Consider the following 15,949-nt stretch of genomic DNA (forward strand, 5'->3'; position numbering starts at 1 on the left):
ATTTCGTAATCAGCCGGTTAGCGCGCTGCAACAAAACGTCGGGAAGGTCGGAAATGGGCAGAGCCTCGCGTTGGATCGCCGCCGCGGTCGTCCTTTTGTCGTTGGCGGTCCCGGTCGGGGCCTTCGCCCAGAGCACGCCGCAGCCGGCCGGCCCGAGCACCTATTCGCCGGGTGAGATCGTGGCGACCGGCCACCGCTTCTTCGGCGGCGTCTCGCGCAGCCTCGCCACTCTGGTCGAGCGGGCCGTGAGCCAATGGGGCCTGCCCAACGGCTATGTGCTGGGCGAGGAGGGCGGCGGCGCCTTCTTCGGCGGCCTGCGCTACGGCGAAGGCGTCCTCTATACGAAGAACGCCGGCGACCTGAAGGTCTACTGGCAGGGGCCCTCGTTCGGCTGGGATGTCGGCGGCGAAGGCGCCCGGAGCATGATGCTGATCTACAACCTGCCGGCGACCCAGGCGATCTATCAGCGTTTCGGCGGCATCGACGGCTCCGCCTATTTCATCGGCGGCCTCGGCATGACGGCCCTGACGGCGAACAACATCGTGGTGGTGCCGATCCGGTCCGGAGTGGGGTTGCGGCTCGGCGCCAGCATCGGCTATCTCAAGTTCACGCCGCAATCGACCTGGAATCCGTTCTGACGGGGGTCCCCGCCGGCCGGCTCCCGGGACACGGCACACGGTTGCGTGATCGGGCGCGGTTTTCGGTGGCCTGCCGCCGGGGACCTGTGGTCGGGTTATTGAAATTGCTGTCGAAGCTGGAAGACCAAGACGCCCGTCGGCATGGTTTCCCGGCCGCGTGAGAAGCCGGAGGCGTTCGTCATGATCGAACAGGCCATGCTGTTCGGGATCGGGTTCCTGGTCGCGAGCCTGTTCAACCTTCTGTTCGTGCCGCTGGTGCACAACCGGGCCGTCCGCCTGACGATGCGGCGCCTGGAGGCGGCGACGCCGTTCTCCATGGCCGAAATTCAGGCCGAGAAGGACCAGCTCCGGGCCGAGTTCGCGATGTCGACGCGGCGGCTGGAGATGAGCGTCGAGCAGCTCAAGACCCGCGCCGCCGGCCAGCTCGCCGACCTCGGCCGCAAGTCGATGGCGATCGGCCGCCTCAAGCAGGAGCTGGACGAGAAGACCGCCACGCTCCTCGCCATCGAGACGCGCGAGACGGCGCTGCGCGAGCAGCTCGCCTCGACCGAGCAGGAGTTCTCGCGCAAGAGCGACAAGGCCCACACGGTCGAGACGGTGCTGGTCGGCAAGGAGGCGGAGCTCGCCAAGCTGACGGCGGCGCTCGACGAGCGCACCTCGGTGTCGGACAGCCAGCGCATCGAGATCGCCACCCTGAAGACCCAGATCGAGTCGCTCAAGGCGAAGGCCGAGCAGGCCCAGACGGATCTCAAGGACACCAAGGCCAGGATGGACCGGGAGCGCGCCGCCGCCGCGACGGCGGGCGACGAGCTCGCCCAGGAGCGCACCCGCACGGCCGAGCTCGGCACCCGCATCGGCGAGCTCGACCGCCAGATCGGCGATCAGAGCGGCGAGAGCGAGGGGCTCGTCAAGCGCATCCACGAGCTGGAGGAGCGGCTCACCGAGCAGGGCCGCATGCTGGTCGAGCGCGAGTACGACGCCCGCAAGGCCCGCGAGGAGGTTGGCGCCTCGGAGGGCCTGAAGGGCGAGAAGGAGCGGCTCGAGCAGGAACTTCAGGCGACCCGCGCCGAGAATACGAGGCTGGACAGCGAGCTGACCGCGCTGCGCCAGGGCGCCGAGGCGTCGTGGGCGACCGAGCGGGTGGAAAACGCGCTACTGCGCGAGCGCATCAACGACGTCGCGGCCGAGGTGGTGCGGCTCACCTCGGCGCTGGAAGGCCCCGGCTCGCCGATCGAGGCGATGCTGGCCGACGATCGCCCCGATGCCACAGGCGACGCGCGCCGGCCGCAGCCGAACGCCGGCGCGCCACGCGGCGACCTGGTCGAGCGCATCCGTGCCCTGCAGGCGCGCACCTCGCGGATCGCCCCGTCGCCCGACACGACCCCGGCCGCCGTCCCCGAGCCCGCCGTGCCGTGAGGACGGCGTTCGCCGCCGGCCTGGCGGCCGTGCTGGCGCTGCTGGCCCCGGCGATCCCTCTCCAGGCGCGGGACAAGACGGCCCGGCCTGCATCCGCCGAACCGACCCGCTTCACCGACCGGCAGATCCTGCGCGGCTTCCTGGCCGTCGCCATCGGGGCCGAGTATGCGAGCACGCCCGGCGATCGCATCCGCCGCTTCGAGGGACCCGTCCGGGTCTTCATCGACGCCGCCCCGGATCTCGGTGACTCCGCGGCGCGCACCGCCATGGTCGAGACCGTGGTGGCGACCATCGGGAGCCACGTCGCCCATCTCGACATCGCGGTCACGCCCGACCGCGGCGCCACCAATCTGACCGTGATGCTGGTGAAGGACCGCGACCTCGGCCGCACCATCACGGCCGTGTTCGGCCGCGAGCGCGGCGGAAAGATCCTGCGCCGGCTGCAGCCGCAATGCGTCAGCGGGTTTTCACGCGACGCCGCCTACCGGATCGAGCAGGCCGTCGCCGTGCTGGCCGCCGACATCTCCGACTTCGATTTCCGCGACTGCGCCTATGAGGAGATTCTGCAGGCGCTCGGGCCGATCAACGACACGGCGGCGGTGCCGTGGACGATGTTCAACGATGCGGTGCGGACCGGCCGCTTCGGCCGCTACGACCAGTACATTCTCGGCCTGCTCTATCACCCGCACCTGGCGCCCGGCATGACACGCGACGAGGCGCGTACCGCGGCCCGCGCCGCGCTACCCGAGGTGCGCGAGCGCGTCGACCGTGTCGCCGCCGACGACAAAGGGTCGGCCGGCCGAGATTAAGATTAAACAACCCTTTTCGTTGCGACTTATGGTATCGCCATATAACGTCTGATCATGGCCCGGTGGCGGAATGGTTACGCGGGGAGTGCCGACCGCACTCCCACATCCTGGTTCGAGCCCAGGCTGGGCCTCCATTTTTCAATCTCCTGGCCATCGCTTTGGAGAACGCCGGCGTCCCGCAGCGCCGGTCTCCAGCCATGGCGCGCGACGTCACGGCGGCGCAAGGCCGCACCGCACAGGCCGGCGCCGTTCATCTGGAGCGAGAGAGCGAGAGGCGGAAAAAGAATGACCGGCCCCCGAGGGCGCCGGTGCCCCGTCTCGACGCGACAGCCTGCCGGTACATCCGCGGTCAGACGTCGCGCGAGAGGGGGAGTTGGCGATTTCCCTCGCCGGCCAGGTCACGAGCCCAAGTCACGAGCCCAAGTCACGAGCCAAGTCACGAGACGACGGCCGGTCATCGAGCAGGCCGATATCGTCCTCGACGGATGCCGCACCATGCCGGCGCGGCGGAGTTCGATACGTGACCCTGCTTGTCGGAGGGAAAAACCCGGCTCCCGAAGGCGCCGGTTCCCCGTCTCACGGCCAAAGCCTGCCGGTACATCCGCGGTCAGGCGGCGCGTGAGAGGGGTGCGGCGTGAGCCGCGTGGACTGCATATGGGGCTTCTTGACGAAATGCCAAGCCCCCGATGCCGTCCCTGAGGCATTCGGGCGCACAACCCGGCTGCAGAGGAACCATAGCGAGGCTTTGTGACTGTTTGCCGACAGAGCCGCGGCCGGATGACGGCACCGGGCGAATCTGATCGGTCGGCTCCGATTGCACCCGGCCGGCCAGCCGGCCCCTCGGGGCTATCCCTATTCCGGCCGTCGCCGGCGCCGTGCTATGGTGCCGACATGGTCCGCTCGGTCCGCCAAATTATCGCCGTGCTGGTGGCGCTCGCCTGGATGATCGGCAACGTGTTGCCGGTCGTGCCGGCCGACGCATCCGCCGCGACGGCGCTGGCGTCCACGGCGCCGCAGGATCACGGGAGCGTCCCGGGCGCAGCCGACGCGATGCCGTGTCACCACGACGGCACGGTGCCGGACACCGGAAGCCCCGACAAGACCAAGCCCTGCCCGGTCGTGGCGCTGTGTGCGAAGTGCTTCCAGGCGCTGCCGACCGTCGCGGCGCCGATCGCCCGCTTCGCCTTCGTCACGGCGTCGGTCGCGGGCACCTCCGACCAGCAGGTCGAGAGCATCGCCCCCCCGCCTCTCCTGAAACCACCGCGCGTCTGATCTCCGCCGCGTGACGTCGCCGCGCTGTCTTCGCGCGGCGCGTCGTCATGCGTCCGCGCCTGCGTCCCCGGCCCTGCGGCCGGAAGCCCCTGTGCGGGCGGACGCCGCTCAGCCTCTTTCAGGAGATCATCATGCCGTTCAAGACCATTGCCCTGTTCCGCCCTCTCGCCCTCACCGCCGTGGCCACCTTGGCCACCGTGGCCGCTGCCCTCCTCGCCGGGCCGGCCCGCGCCGACGTCAAGGACTACGAGCTCCAGCTCGTGCAAAGCGAGGTGAAGAGCGGCGACGCCGTCGTCGCCGTCCGCATCGTCGACAAGAAGACCGGCAAGCCGGTCGGCGACGCCGTCGTCTTCTCCAAGCGCCTCGACATGGCGCCCGACAACATGGCGTCGATGGTGGCGCCGCTGGAGCCGGCGCCGTCCGGCGAGCCCGGCGTCTACGGCTTCAAGACCAACATCTCACATCCGGGCCGCTGGCAGCTCTCGGTGGCGGCCAAGCTGCAGGGCGAGACCGGCACGCTGCAGGCGAGATTCATCATCAAGGCGACACCGTGAGCACCAAGGCCGTCGCCGCCGCCCTCCTCGCCGCGACCATCGCGGCGGGGATCGGCTTCGTGGCCGGGCGCACCGGCCTCGGCGGCGAGCACGGGACACCGGCCGTGGTGGCGCAGCAGGGCGAGCCTTCGGGCTCGATCGTCTACTACCGGCATCCCGACGGGCTGCCGCAATGGTCGGCGACGCCCAGGCACACCGACGACCACAGGAGCTTCGTCGCCGTGCGGGCGAGCGAGGACGTGTCGTTCGAGGACCGGCCCCCGACCTCCGCGGCGGGGCGCGGGAGCACGGGCACGGGTGCCCGAAAGCTCCTCTATTACCGCAATCCCATGGGCCTGCCGGACACCTCGCCCGTCCCGAAGAAGGACTCCATGGGGATGGACTACGTCCCGGTCTACGAGGGCGACGACACCGACGACGGCAGCGTCAAAATCTCGGTCGCCAAGGTGCAAAGGTCGGGCGTGCAGTCGGCGCCGGCGGAGCAACGTGTGCTCGGCCACGCCGTCCAGGCCCCGGCGACCGTGCAGGTGGACGAGCGCCGCCAGGCCGTGGTGTCGCTGCGCTTCGATGCGTGGATCGACGAGGTCGCCAATGTCACGACCGGCGACGTGGTGAAGAAGGGCCAGCCGCTGATGCGCATCTACGGCCCGACGCTGTCGGCCGACGCCGCCCAGTACGCCTCGGTGATCGGCAGCCGCGACGGCGCCATCGGCGCGTCCTCCATCAAGGGCGCGCGCCAGCGCCTGGAAAACCTCGCCGTGCCGGAGGCCGCCATCGCCGAGATCGAGCGCACCCGCCAGGTGCCGCTGCGGATCGAGTGGCCGGCGCCGCGCGACGGCATCGTGCTCCAGCGCACCGCCGTCGAGGGCATGAAGGCGGCGGCCGGCGACGTGCTGTTCCGCCTCGCCGACCTCTCCGTCGTCTGGGTGCTGGCCGACGTGTCGGAGAACGACCTGCCGCTGGTGACGCCCGGCCAGGCCGTGACGGTGCGGCCGCGCGGCTATCCGAACCGCGCCTTCACCGGCAAGGTCGCGATGATCTACCCGCAGATCAACAAGGAGACCCGCACGGCCCGGGTGCGCATCGAGCTCGCCAACGAGGACGCGATCCTCAAGCCGGACATGTATGCCGAGGTCGAGATCGCCACCGGCACCGACACGCCCGTGCTGGCCGTGCCGGACGATGCCGTGATCGACTCGGGGACGCGGCGCCTCGTCATCATCGACCGGGGCGAAGGCCGCTTCGAGCCCCGCACCGTGGTGCTGGGCCGGCGCGGCGACGGCTATGTCGAGATCCGCGAGGGCCTCGACGACAGCGACTGGGTGGTGGTGCGCGCCACCTTCCTGATCGACGCCGAGAGCAACCTCAAGGCCGCCCTGCGCGGGCTCACCGAGGCGGACGCACGGCCATGATCGCAAAGCTGATCGCCTGGTCGGCCCGCAACCTGCTGCTGATCTTCGTCGGCACGCTGTTCGCCGTGCTGGCCGGCCTCTACGCCATCAAGACCCTGCCGCTCGACGCGATCCCGGACCTCTCCGACACCCAGGTGATCGTCTACGCCGAGTATGCGGGCCAGGCCCCGCAGGTGGTCGAGGACCAGGTCACCTATCCGCTCACCACGGCCATGCTGACGGTGCCGAAATCCAAGGTGGTGCGCGGCTTCTCGTTCTTCGGCGCCTCGTTCGTGTACGTCGTGTTCGAGGACGGCACCGACGTCTACTGGGCGCGCTCGCGCGTGCTCGAATACCTCAACGCCGCCTCGCGCCGCCTGCCGACCGGCGTCACCCCGACGCTCGGGCCGGACGCCACCGGCGTCGGCTGGGTCTACCAGTACGCCCTGCTGGCCAAGGATCTGACCCTCGCCGAGCAACGCTCGGTGCAGGACTGGCACGTGCGCTACGCCGCCGCCAAGGCGACCGGCGTCGCCGAGGTGGCGAGCATCGGCGGCGTCGTCAAGCAGTACAATGTCGTGGTCGACCCCAGGCGGCTGCGGGGCCTCGGCATCTCGCTCGCCGACGTGCGCGAGGCGATCCGGGCCAGCAACACCGATGTCGGCGGCCGCAGCGTCGAGCTCTCCGAGTTCGAGTTCATGGTGCGGGGCCGCGGCTACATCACCGGCACGGGCGATATCGAGAAGATCGTGCTGAAGGCGGAGGGCGGCACGCCCGTGCTGCTGCGCGACGTCGCCCGCGTCGAGATCGGCCCCGACGAGCGGCGCGGCATCGCCGAGCTCGACGGCGAGGGCGAGGTGGCGAGCGGCATCGTGCTGCAGCGGTTCGGCGCCAACGCGCTCGACGTCATCGACAGCGTCAAGGCGACCCTGAAGGGAATCGCCGCGAGTCTGCCCAAGGGGCTGGAGATCGTGCCGGTCTACGACCGCTCCGAGCTGATCGGCCGCGCCATCGCGACGCTGCGGACCACCCTCATGGAGGAGAGCGTCATCGTCGCCCTCGTCTGCATCGTCTTCCTGCTGCATGTGCGGAGCGCGCTGGTCGCCATCCTGATGCTGCCGGTCGGCGTGCTGATGGCCTTCGCAGCCATGAAGATGCTCGGGCTCGGCTCCAACATCATGAGCCTGGGCGGCATCGCCATCGCGATCGGCGCCATGGTGGACGCCGCCATCGTGATGATCGAGAACGCCCACAAGCATCTGGAGCGCGCCCCGCCGGGCAAACCGCGCCTGGAGATCCTGATCGAGGCGGCCAGCGAGGTCGGCCCCGCGCTGTTCTTCAGCCTCTTGGTCATCACCGTGTCGTTCCTGCCGATCTTCACGCTCGAAGCGCAGGAGGGGCGGATGTTCGGCCCGCTCGCCTTCACCAAGACGTTTTCCATGGCGGCGGCGGCGCTGTTGTCGGTGACGCTGGTGCCGGCCCTGATGGTGATCTTTGTGCGCGGACGCATCGTTCCGGAGGAGCGCAACCCGATCAATCGCGCCCTGATAAAGCTCTATCGCCCGATCATCGACGGCGTGCTGCGGGCAAAAGTGCTCACCATCCTGCTGGCGCTCGCCGTGCTGGCCGCCTCGTGGTGGCCGGCCACCCGGATCGGCAGCGAGTTCATGCCGACGCTCGACGAGGGCACGCTGTTCTACATGCCGACCACCCTGCCGGGCCTGTCGGTGACCAAGGCGGCCGAGCTCTTGCAAACCCAGGACAAGATCATCAAGACGTTCCCGGAGGTCGCCTCGGTCTACGGCAAGGCGGGCCGCGCCGGAACGGCGACCGACCCCGCGCCGATGGAGATGTTCGAGACCATCATCAATCTGAAGCCCAAGACCGAGTGGCGCGCCGGCGTCACCACCGACAGCCTGATCGCCGAGCTCGACCGCGCCCTGCAGTTCCCCGGCGTCAGCAACGCCTGGACGATGCCGATCAAGGCGCGCATCGACATGCTCTCGACCGGCATCCGCACGCCGGTCGGCATCAAGGTGATGGGGCGCGACCTCACCGAGATCGAGCAGGTCGCGCGAAAGGTCGAGGCCGTGGTGAAGCGCGTGCCCGGCACCGCCAGCGCCTATGCGGAGCGCGTCATCGGCGGCTACTATCTCGACGTGGTGCCGGACCGTGCCGCGCTCGCCCGCTACGGCCTCACCATCGGCCGTGTGCAGGACGTGATCACGACGGCGCTCGGCGGCGAGACCGTGACGACGACGGTGGAGGGGCGCGAGCGCTACGGCGTCACGGTCCGCTATCCGCGCGAGCTGCGCAGCGACCCGCAGGTGATCGCCCGCGAGGTGCTGGTGCCGCTGCCGGCCGGCGGCGCCGTGCCGCTCGGCGAGGTGGCCAGGATCGAGCGGACCCGCGGTGCCACCGCGATCCGCACCGAGAACGGCCAGCTCGCCGTCTACATCTTCGTCGACATCCGCGACCGCGACCTCGGCGGCTACGTGGCCGACGCCAAGAAGGCCGTCGCCGGCGAGGTGACGTTTCCGCCCGGCACCTACGCCGTATGGAGCGGCCAGTTCGAGTATCTGGAGCGGGCCGAGGCGCGCCTGAAGGTGGTGGTGCCCGTCACGCTCCTGGTGATCTTCCTCCTGCTCTATCTCAACTTCCGCCGGCTCACCGAGACGCTGATCGTCATGCTGTCGCTGCCCTTCGCGCTGGTCGGCGGCCTGTGGCTGATGTGGTGGCTCGGCTTCAACATGTCGGTCGCGGTGGCGGTCGGCTTCATCGCGCTCGCCGGCGTCGCCGCCGAGACCGGGGTGATCATGCTGATCTATCTCGACCACGCCTTGGCCGAGGTGAAAGCCAAGGTGACGGCGGAGGGACGCCCGCTCACCGTGGCGGATCTCGACCGCTCCATCGTGCTCGGCGCCGTCGAGCGGGTGCGGCCCAAGATGATGACCGTGATCGCCATCATGGCCGGCCTGCTTCCGATCCTGTGGAACCACGGCACCGGCTCGGAGGTGATGCAGCGCATCGCCGTGCCGATGATCGGCGGCATGGTGTCCTCGACGGTGCTGACGCTCGTCGTCATCCCGGCCGTCTACGCGCTGGTGAAGGGCTTTGCCATCCGCCGCGCCGAGAAGGAACACTCCGCCTCCGTCATTCCGGAAGCCGACCGAAGGTCGGCTGTCCGGAATCCATAACCCCGGTCTGTGTGTATGGATTCCGGGCTCGCGGGCCTTCGGCCCGCGCCCCGGAATGACCGGGCGAGGACCGATGTGCCGTCAGTGCATCGCGCCGGTGAGCCGTTCGATGGTGGCGTCGAGCAGTGCCAGGGCGGCGGCGTTCGGCCCGCCGTGCGAGCCGATCGAGGTACCTGCACCGGCGTCGCCGGCGGTCTGCATCAGGGCGAAACAGGCGCAGTCGCGGGTCGGCCCGCCCGCCTCGGCCTTCAGCGCGTGCAACGCCTCGAAGATACCGTCGTGGACGCCGTCCTGGACGAGGTCGCGGGCCTTGCACAACGCCTGCAGCATCGTCAGCTTCGCCATCCACGATCCTCCGGGCGATCACGACCTTCGGATCTGATAGACGACTCTTTACGCCACCACAGTCCGGAGGACTACGTTTCGCACCAGGATACGTATCCCTGTGCCTGTTTTCCTGCCGGCGCTCCCTCTCCCACCGGCGAAGAGACGGGCCGTGGTGGGCGAAACTAAAGCCGCGTGATGGTGAGGCCGCCGTCGACGTTCACCACCGTGCCGGTCGAGAAGGCGACGGCAGGATCGGCCAGCGCCTTGACGGCGGCGGCGATGTCCTCCGGCTTGCCCCAGCGCTTCATCGGCACCAGGCCCTGCTCGATCAGCGCGTCGTATTTGGACACCACGCCGGCCGTCATGTCGGTCTTGATGATCCCGGGCCGCACCTCGAACACGGCGATGCCGTCGCCGGCGAGCCGTGCCGCCAGCCCCTCGACCACCATGGCGAGACCGGCCTTGGAGATGCAGTATTCCAGCCGGTTGTTGGAGACCATCTCGGCCGAGCAGGACGACACGACGATGATGGCGCGCGAGGTGTCGCTCGGCGTCGCCAGCATGCGGTTCGCCACCGCCTGGGCGAGGAAGAAGGCGCCGCGCAGATTGATGTTCATCACATAGTCGAAGTTCTCGACCGTGGTCGCCAGCACGTCGAGGCGCTGGGGCGGCGCGACGCCGGCATTCGACACGAACACGTCGATCGGTCCGAGTGCGGCTTCCACCGCGTCGAGCACGCGGGCGTGGTCGCCGACGTCCTGCACGTTGCCGGCCACGTAGGTCGCGGCAACGCCGTGCGCCTCGAGCGTCTTCACCGCGGCCTTGGCGACGTCGTCGTCGCGCGTGCCCGTGATGGCGACGTCGAAGCCGTCGGCCGCGAGACCCTCGGCGACCGCGAGCCCGATGCCGCGCCGCCCGCCGGTGACGAGGGCGACACGGCGCCCGGATTTCTGGTTCATGATTCTTCTCCCCGATGCCTTTCGGTCCACATGGCCGGCATCGTGGGACGACCGTGAGGCCGCGCCCGGTGACGCCGCGAGCTGTTGATACCCTCTCCCTGAGGGAGAGGGTCGGGCGTCCGCGAAGCGGACGACCGGGGTGAGGGTTCACGACGCCAATTGGTCGGCTCGGCACCCCCTCACCCGGATCTCGCGCGTTCGCGCGAGATCCGACCTCTCCCCGGCGGGGAGAGGTGAAGCAAGATCACCCGAAGAACGTCAGATAAGGCCCGTTCTCGGCGAGGCGCTGCACATAGAGGGCGAGCTCGCGCATGTGATAGTCGCCCCACATGGTCGCCTCGCCGCACGGGGTCGTGCGGCCGGGCGGCACATAGTCCCAGCCGTTCGGGCGGTGATACTGGCTGTGCAGCACCAGGCCCTGGTGGTTCGGATCGACCGCGAGATAGCGGTCCGACAGGAGCGTGCGCAGCACCGTGAGGCCGGCCTGGCGATAGCGCGCCGCGTCGTCGCGGCCGGTCGCCTCGCGCCAGTAGCCGAAACGCAGCAGGCCCTGTGCCGCGATCGCGGCGGCCGACGAGTCGACCGGCTCGATGTCGTTCTCGGGCTCGGATTCGCGCTCGTAGACGTCGCCGAGATCCCGCATGCCGGGGGCGCCCGTGTCCCAATAGGGGATGCCGTCGCTGGCCGTGTGGGCGATGTAGAAGTCGCAGGTCGCCGCCGCCGCCTTCTCCATCATGGCGACCACGTCGGCCTTGCCGCCGAACGCCTCGACCTCCTCCTCCTCGATCGTCTCCATGAACTCGAGAAGCTCGGCATAGCCCGTGATGGCCCAGGCGAGGCCGCGCGTCCAGGTGGAGAAGCCCGAGTAGCCCTGCTGGGTGCCGACGCAGCGGAACGCGCTCGACGCCGTGTTGAAGATCGCCTCGTGCGCCGTGCGGCCGCGCACGTCGTAGATGTCGCGGCCCTCGCCGTAGAACACGCCGTATTTCGCCGTGGTGCGGGCATGCGCGACGAGGCGGCCGAGCAGCGGGATCACCTGATCGCCCTCGCCCTTCATCACGTGGCCGAGCTGGTGCGCGAGCGCCAGCACGCGCAGCGTCCGCATGGTGTCGATGAACAGCGAGTGCGGCCCGTTGAACGACTGGATGTAGCCGTAACCGTCGCCGAGCTCGGTCCAGCGGTGCGCCTGCACGGCGCCGGAGCATTTCAGCGCCAGATCGAAATATTCGAGCTGCCACGGGTCGTGCGGGATGCGGCCTTCTGAGACCAGGCGGCGCAGATTGCCGTAGGTGCTGATCTGGTTGAAGCCGTGGTCGTGCACGCCGAAATGGGTGACGTGGACCGGCATGTCGGCGCAGGTGCGGTCGAGTCCGAGCGCCAGGAAGCTCTCCTCGCCGGTGGCGTCGAACTGCAGAATGGCGCTGCCGAACTCGAAGCCTTGCGTCCAGTCGGTCCAGCCGCGCGGCTTGTACTCGCCCGCCACCGTGTGCACGGGCGCGCCGGCGGCGCGATCCATGCTGCGGTCGATGGACAAGATCTTGTCGCCCGAGAGACCCCACATGCGGCGGATCGCCGGCAGAAGGTCGTTCGGCATGAGAGCAGTGTCGATCTTCATCTGCGTTCGCCCCCTGGTGCAGTGCTCTGTTCGCCGGCGCATCGACTTGGCGCAGGCGCTGTTCCCCCCACCCCTGACCCCTCCCCGCCGCTTCGCGGGGGGAGGGGAATCGAAGCGCCTGCTGCTCCCCTCCCCCCGCGCGCACAGCGCGTGGCGGGGAGGGGTCGGGGGTGGGGGGAAAGCCCAGCGGCGCGGACGTTCGTTTTAACGCAGTGGCGTTACCGTATCACGCGGGCGCCCTTGCCCTTCATGATCGCCTCGACTTCCTTGACGTTGACCATCGAGGTATCGCCCGGGGTGGTCATGGCGAGCGCGCCGTGGGCGGCGCCGTACTCGACCGCTGCCTGCGGGCCCTTGCCCTCGAGGAAGCCGTAAGCGAGGCCGGAGGCGAAGCCGTCGCCGCCGCCGACGCGGTCGTAGATCTCGAGGTTCTCGCGCATCGGCGCCTCGTAGAACGCCCCGCCGGCCCAGATGATGGCACCCCAGTCGTTGAAGGTCGCAGTCCTGGCGTTGCGCAGCGTCGTCGCCGCCACCTTGAAGTTGGGGAACTGCTTCACGGCCGCCTCGATCATCTTCTTGAAGTTGGCCGGGTCGATCTTGGAGATGTGCTCGTCGAGGCCTTCCACCTCGAAGCCGAGGCAGGCGGTGAAATCCTCCTCGTTGCCGAGCATGACGTCGACGTATTGGGCGATCTTGCGATTGATCTTCTGCGCGCCGTCCTTGCCGCCCTGGCTCTTCCACAGCGACGCGCGGTAGTTGAGGTCGTAGGAGACGATCGTGCCGTATTTGCGGGCGATCTCGACGGCCTCGATGACAGCCTCGGACGTGTTCGGCGCCAGCGCGGCAAAAATGCCGCCGGTGTGGAACCAGCGCACGCCCTCCTCGCCGAACAGCTTCTCCCAGTCGATCTCGCCGGGACGGATCTGCGACGCGGCCGAGTGGCCGCGGTCGGAGCAGCCGAGCGCGGCGCGCACCCCAAATCCCTTCTCGGTGAAGTTGAGGCCGACCCGGGTGTTGCGGCCGATGCCGTCGAAGTCGCGCCAGACGATATGCGAGGTGTCGACCCCGCCCTGCATGATGAAGTCCTCGACCAGCCAGCCGAGATCGTTCTGCGGCAGCGCCGTGACGACGGTCGAGCGCTTGCCCCAGCACTTGCGCATGGCGCGGGCGACGTTGTACTCGCCGCCGCCCTCCCACACCTGGAAGCTGCGGGCATTGCGGACGCGGCCGAAGCCGGGATCGAAGCGCAGCATCACCTCGCCGAACGAGGCGCAGTCCCAGCGGGTCTCGGTCGCGGGCCGGATCTTCAGGATGTCGCTCATGTCATCTTTCCCGGTTGTTCACTTGCCCCGGATCGACCGGATCAGCGCGATGGTGTCGCGCACCTTCGTCTCGATACCCTTGTAGTCCTTGGCGTCGAGCAGCGCCTTGGTGATCAGGTTGGAACCGATGCCGACGCAGACGACGCCGGCCTGGAACCATTTGCGCAGCGAGTCCTCGGAAGCGTCGACGCCGCCGGTCGGCATGATGCGGGTCCATGGGCACGGCGCCATCACCGACTTCACGAACTCAGGGCCGCCGACCAGTCCGCCCGGAAAGATCTTGACGATCTCGCAGCCTAGCTCTTCGGCAAAGCCGATCTCCGACATGGTGCCGCAGCCCGGGCTGTAGGGGATCTTTCGCCGGTTGCAGACCTTGGCGACGTCGGGATTGAGCAGCGGGCCGACCACGAACTTGGCGCCGTTGGCGATGTAGATGCCGGCGGTCGGCGCATCGACGACCGAGCCGACGCCCATGATCACGCTTTTATCGACTTTGGCGAAGTGGCGCGCGACGTCGAGAAACACCTGCGAGGCGAAGTCCCCGCGGTTGGTGAACTCGATGCACTTGGCGCCGCCGTTCGCGCAGGCCTGGATGACGTTCCTGCAGACCTCGACATCGGGATGATAGAACACGGGGATCACCCCCTGATCCATCATGGCCGCGAGAACCGTCATACGATCGTGTGCCATGTCTTGAGCCTCCTCGAGTGGTGACGACGGATGGGCCGGACGCCCCACAAGACCCGCCGTCGAGGACCGGTACGCGATGGGACCTCGCGCTGGCGACCGCCGGCGCCCTGCCGCCGCGCACGATGATGCCGAGTTCCTCGGGAACCACTTGCAGCACTGTGGATCGTGCGCGGACGAACGGACCGGCGGGCGAGGCCGGCGGGCATCGATCCGTCGACCAAGTAACTGTATAGTTACAAAACCACCGCAGCGGGCGACTCGTCAAGCTTCAAGCTGTTCCCGAAACGCAGGCCAAGGACGCGCGCCGGGATGGCTGGTGAATTGCCGACCGGGCACCGGCTGGGCGCCGGAGCTCCACCCGGCCTTCACCCATCGGCGCGCGGCCATCGCCCCGCCGGCTCGCATCACACCGCCAGACGTCGGCTCGCGATAGACCGTTCGCTTCGGGAGATGGCCGTCATGCGTCGGCCTCGGGGCTCTCACCCCGAGGCCGACGGGAGAGCCGGTCGAGGTCTCGAAACAGTATAATCAGCAGAAGAGAATTTCCGCCAGGCAACGCCACCGAAAGTCCTGGTCTGGCACGAATGCCCGGAAAACTTGCTGTCATGAAGGCTATTCCGAGGCGTGTTAAGGTTAATTTTTGCTCTATCTTTATTAAAGTTTAATTCAAATTGACGATAGGCTCCTCTTAACGAATATTAACGGTCGTCAAGAAACCGGAGAGGGACATGTCGCGTAGTCTGGTTTTGGCTGCCGCCGAGACGTCGGCGACAGGCGCTTACGATCGCGCCCGAACAGCCCCCCCCACGCCCGGACCGTTCGAGCGCCCCACGCAAAATCGCGCGCCGACGAGCGAGCCAATGCGACACAGCCGAACGCCACCCCACCCGCGGCCGACCGCCGAGAAGGTGCTGCGCGCGTTCAACACCTGGGCGTTCAAGCGCGAGCAGCCCGAGCACCCGCATCTGCTCCTGCAGGTCGTGACCACCGCGGTCGCGCGGTCCGAGCCGCTGCGCTTCGTGCTGTACTGGGGCAAGGGTCCGCGCTGCCGGATCGGGCCCGAGGATCTCGAGTGCCTCGACTATCTCGGCAGCATGATCGCCCGGGTGCGCGAGGCGCATGCCGCCGGCGCCGCCGTGACGCTGATCCTCACCGACACCCATGCGCGCCACAACGGCCATCCGGAGGAGAGCATCGCGTCCTACTTCGCCGCGATCGCCGACGAGGCGGCGCGGCGCGGCCTGCAGACCTGCCGGCTCTCCGCCCTGGTCGACGCTGCGGGCGAGGCGGCGGTGGCGACGGCCGACACCCAGCCGGTGCCGGACGAGATTCTGCACAATCTCGCGGCCAGCGCCGGCAAATGGTATCGTGGCAACGGGTCCGCGGAGGACGGCGCGCGCGCCTATTATCGGATGAACATGGTGGAGAAGCGCGCCGTCGAGATCGCGTTTCCGGGCGCCGTCTTCGTGACCTTCAACGGCAGCAAGCTACGGTGCTTGTTTCCGGCCAGCATGCCGGTCTTCTACATGTACTCGCTGCGGCGTGGCGTGAGCGTGAAGCCGTGGTTCCTGCCCTCGGACGCCGAGGCCTGCGGACCCGACGCCTGCCGCTGCCGCACGACGGACGACGCGTCGGAAGCCCTGCCGGACTGACGGGACCGAACGCCGCGAGGATCGGTGCGCCGGACATCGGCCGCCGACCGCCACCGGGACCAGGCCCAGCCGGCACGTGGCGGCGCCAGCCCCGCTCGTCGCCGCTC

The 15,949-nt window shown here is 68.8% G+C and carries 13 protein-coding genes; 8 read left to right on the forward strand and 5 right to left on the reverse strand.

Annotation, left to right across the window (positions count from 1 at the left end):
* Positions 1-53: 53 nt before the first annotated feature.
* From HXX10_RS19135 to HXX10_RS19165, 7 genes are all read left to right on the forward strand, one after another.
* A complete protein-coding gene (locus tag HXX10_RS19135) occupies positions 54-638 on the forward strand; it encodes a DUF1134 domain-containing protein (RefSeq protein ID WP_296524411.1) in 585 nt (194 codons plus the stop codon).
* 180 nt (positions 639-818) lie between these two features.
* The gene (locus tag HXX10_RS19140; protein ID WP_296524412.1) at positions 819-2,054 is read left to right on the forward strand and encodes a hypothetical protein; all 1,236 of its coding nucleotides are present in this window, start codon (positions 819-821) and stop codon (positions 2,052-2,054) included.
* Positions 2,051-2,863, forward strand: a complete 813-nt coding sequence (locus tag HXX10_RS19145; RefSeq protein ID WP_296524413.1) for a DUF2927 domain-containing protein — start codon at positions 2,051-2,053, stop codon at positions 2,861-2,863. Before HXX10_RS19140 ends, HXX10_RS19145 begins: the two co-directional genes overlap by 4 nt.
* A gap of 891 nt (positions 2,864-3,754) precedes the next feature.
* The gene (locus HXX10_RS19150; RefSeq protein WP_296524415.1) at positions 3,755-4,135 is read left to right on the forward strand and encodes a hypothetical protein; all 381 of its coding nucleotides are present in this window, start codon (positions 3,755-3,757) and stop codon (positions 4,133-4,135) included.
* Between the two features lie 131 nt (positions 4,136-4,266).
* Complete coding sequence (locus tag HXX10_RS19155) at positions 4,267-4,689, forward strand: FixH family protein (protein WP_296524417.1); 423 nt, start codon at positions 4,267-4,269, stop codon at positions 4,687-4,689.
* The gene (locus HXX10_RS19160) at positions 4,686-6,101 is read left to right on the forward strand and encodes an efflux RND transporter periplasmic adaptor subunit (RefSeq protein WP_296524418.1); all 1,416 of its coding nucleotides are present in this window, start codon (positions 4,686-4,688) and stop codon (positions 6,099-6,101) included. Before HXX10_RS19155 ends, HXX10_RS19160 begins: the two co-directional genes overlap by 4 nt.
* Positions 6,098-9,277, forward strand: a complete 3,180-nt coding sequence (locus tag HXX10_RS19165) for a CusA/CzcA family heavy metal efflux RND transporter (protein ID WP_296524419.1) — start codon at positions 6,098-6,100, stop codon at positions 9,275-9,277. Before HXX10_RS19160 ends, HXX10_RS19165 begins: the two co-directional genes overlap by 4 nt.
* Positions 9,278-9,358: 81 nt before the next feature.
* Here the strand turns inward: HXX10_RS19165 and HXX10_RS19170 are convergent, their stop codons facing one another.
* The 5 genes from HXX10_RS19170 to HXX10_RS19190 form a co-directional block, all read right to left on the reverse strand.
* Positions 9,359-9,622, reverse strand: a complete 264-nt coding sequence (locus HXX10_RS19170; RefSeq protein ID WP_296524421.1) for a hypothetical protein — start codon at positions 9,620-9,622, stop codon at positions 9,359-9,361.
* A gap of 164 nt (positions 9,623-9,786) precedes the next feature.
* Positions 9,787-10,563, reverse strand: coding sequence for a 3-ketoacyl-ACP reductase (locus HXX10_RS19175; RefSeq protein WP_296524422.1), 777 nt, complete (start codon positions 10,561-10,563; stop codon positions 9,787-9,789).
* Between the two features lie 244 nt (positions 10,564-10,807).
* Positions 10,808-12,178: a hypothetical protein gene (locus HXX10_RS19180; RefSeq protein ID WP_296524423.1), complete on the reverse strand. Its 1,371-nt coding sequence runs from the start codon at positions 12,176-12,178 to the stop codon at positions 10,808-10,810.
* Between the two features lie 218 nt (positions 12,179-12,396).
* Positions 12,397-13,500 carry a sugar kinase gene (locus HXX10_RS19185; RefSeq protein WP_296524424.1) on the reverse strand — a complete coding sequence of 368 codons (1,104 nt, stop codon included), beginning with the start codon at positions 13,498-13,500 and terminating at the stop codon, positions 12,397-12,399.
* An 18-nt stretch (positions 13,501-13,518) separates the two neighbouring features.
* Positions 13,519-14,190, reverse strand: a complete 672-nt coding sequence (locus HXX10_RS19190; RefSeq protein ID WP_296524425.1) for a bifunctional 4-hydroxy-2-oxoglutarate aldolase/2-dehydro-3-deoxy-phosphogluconate aldolase — start codon at positions 14,188-14,190, stop codon at positions 13,519-13,521.
* 860 nt (positions 14,191-15,050) lie between these two features.
* On the opposite strand from HXX10_RS19190, the gene HXX10_RS19195 reads away from it, so the two are divergent.
* Entirely contained in the window at positions 15,051-15,842 is a 792-nt protein-coding gene (locus HXX10_RS19195) for a hypothetical protein (RefSeq protein ID WP_296524426.1), read from the forward strand.
* Positions 15,843-15,949: the final 107 nt, after the last annotated feature.

It is taken from the genome of Rhodoplanes sp. (assembly GCF_013377085.1).
Classification (GTDB): domain Bacteria; phylum Pseudomonadota; class Alphaproteobacteria; order Rhizobiales; family Xanthobacteraceae; genus Rhodoplanes.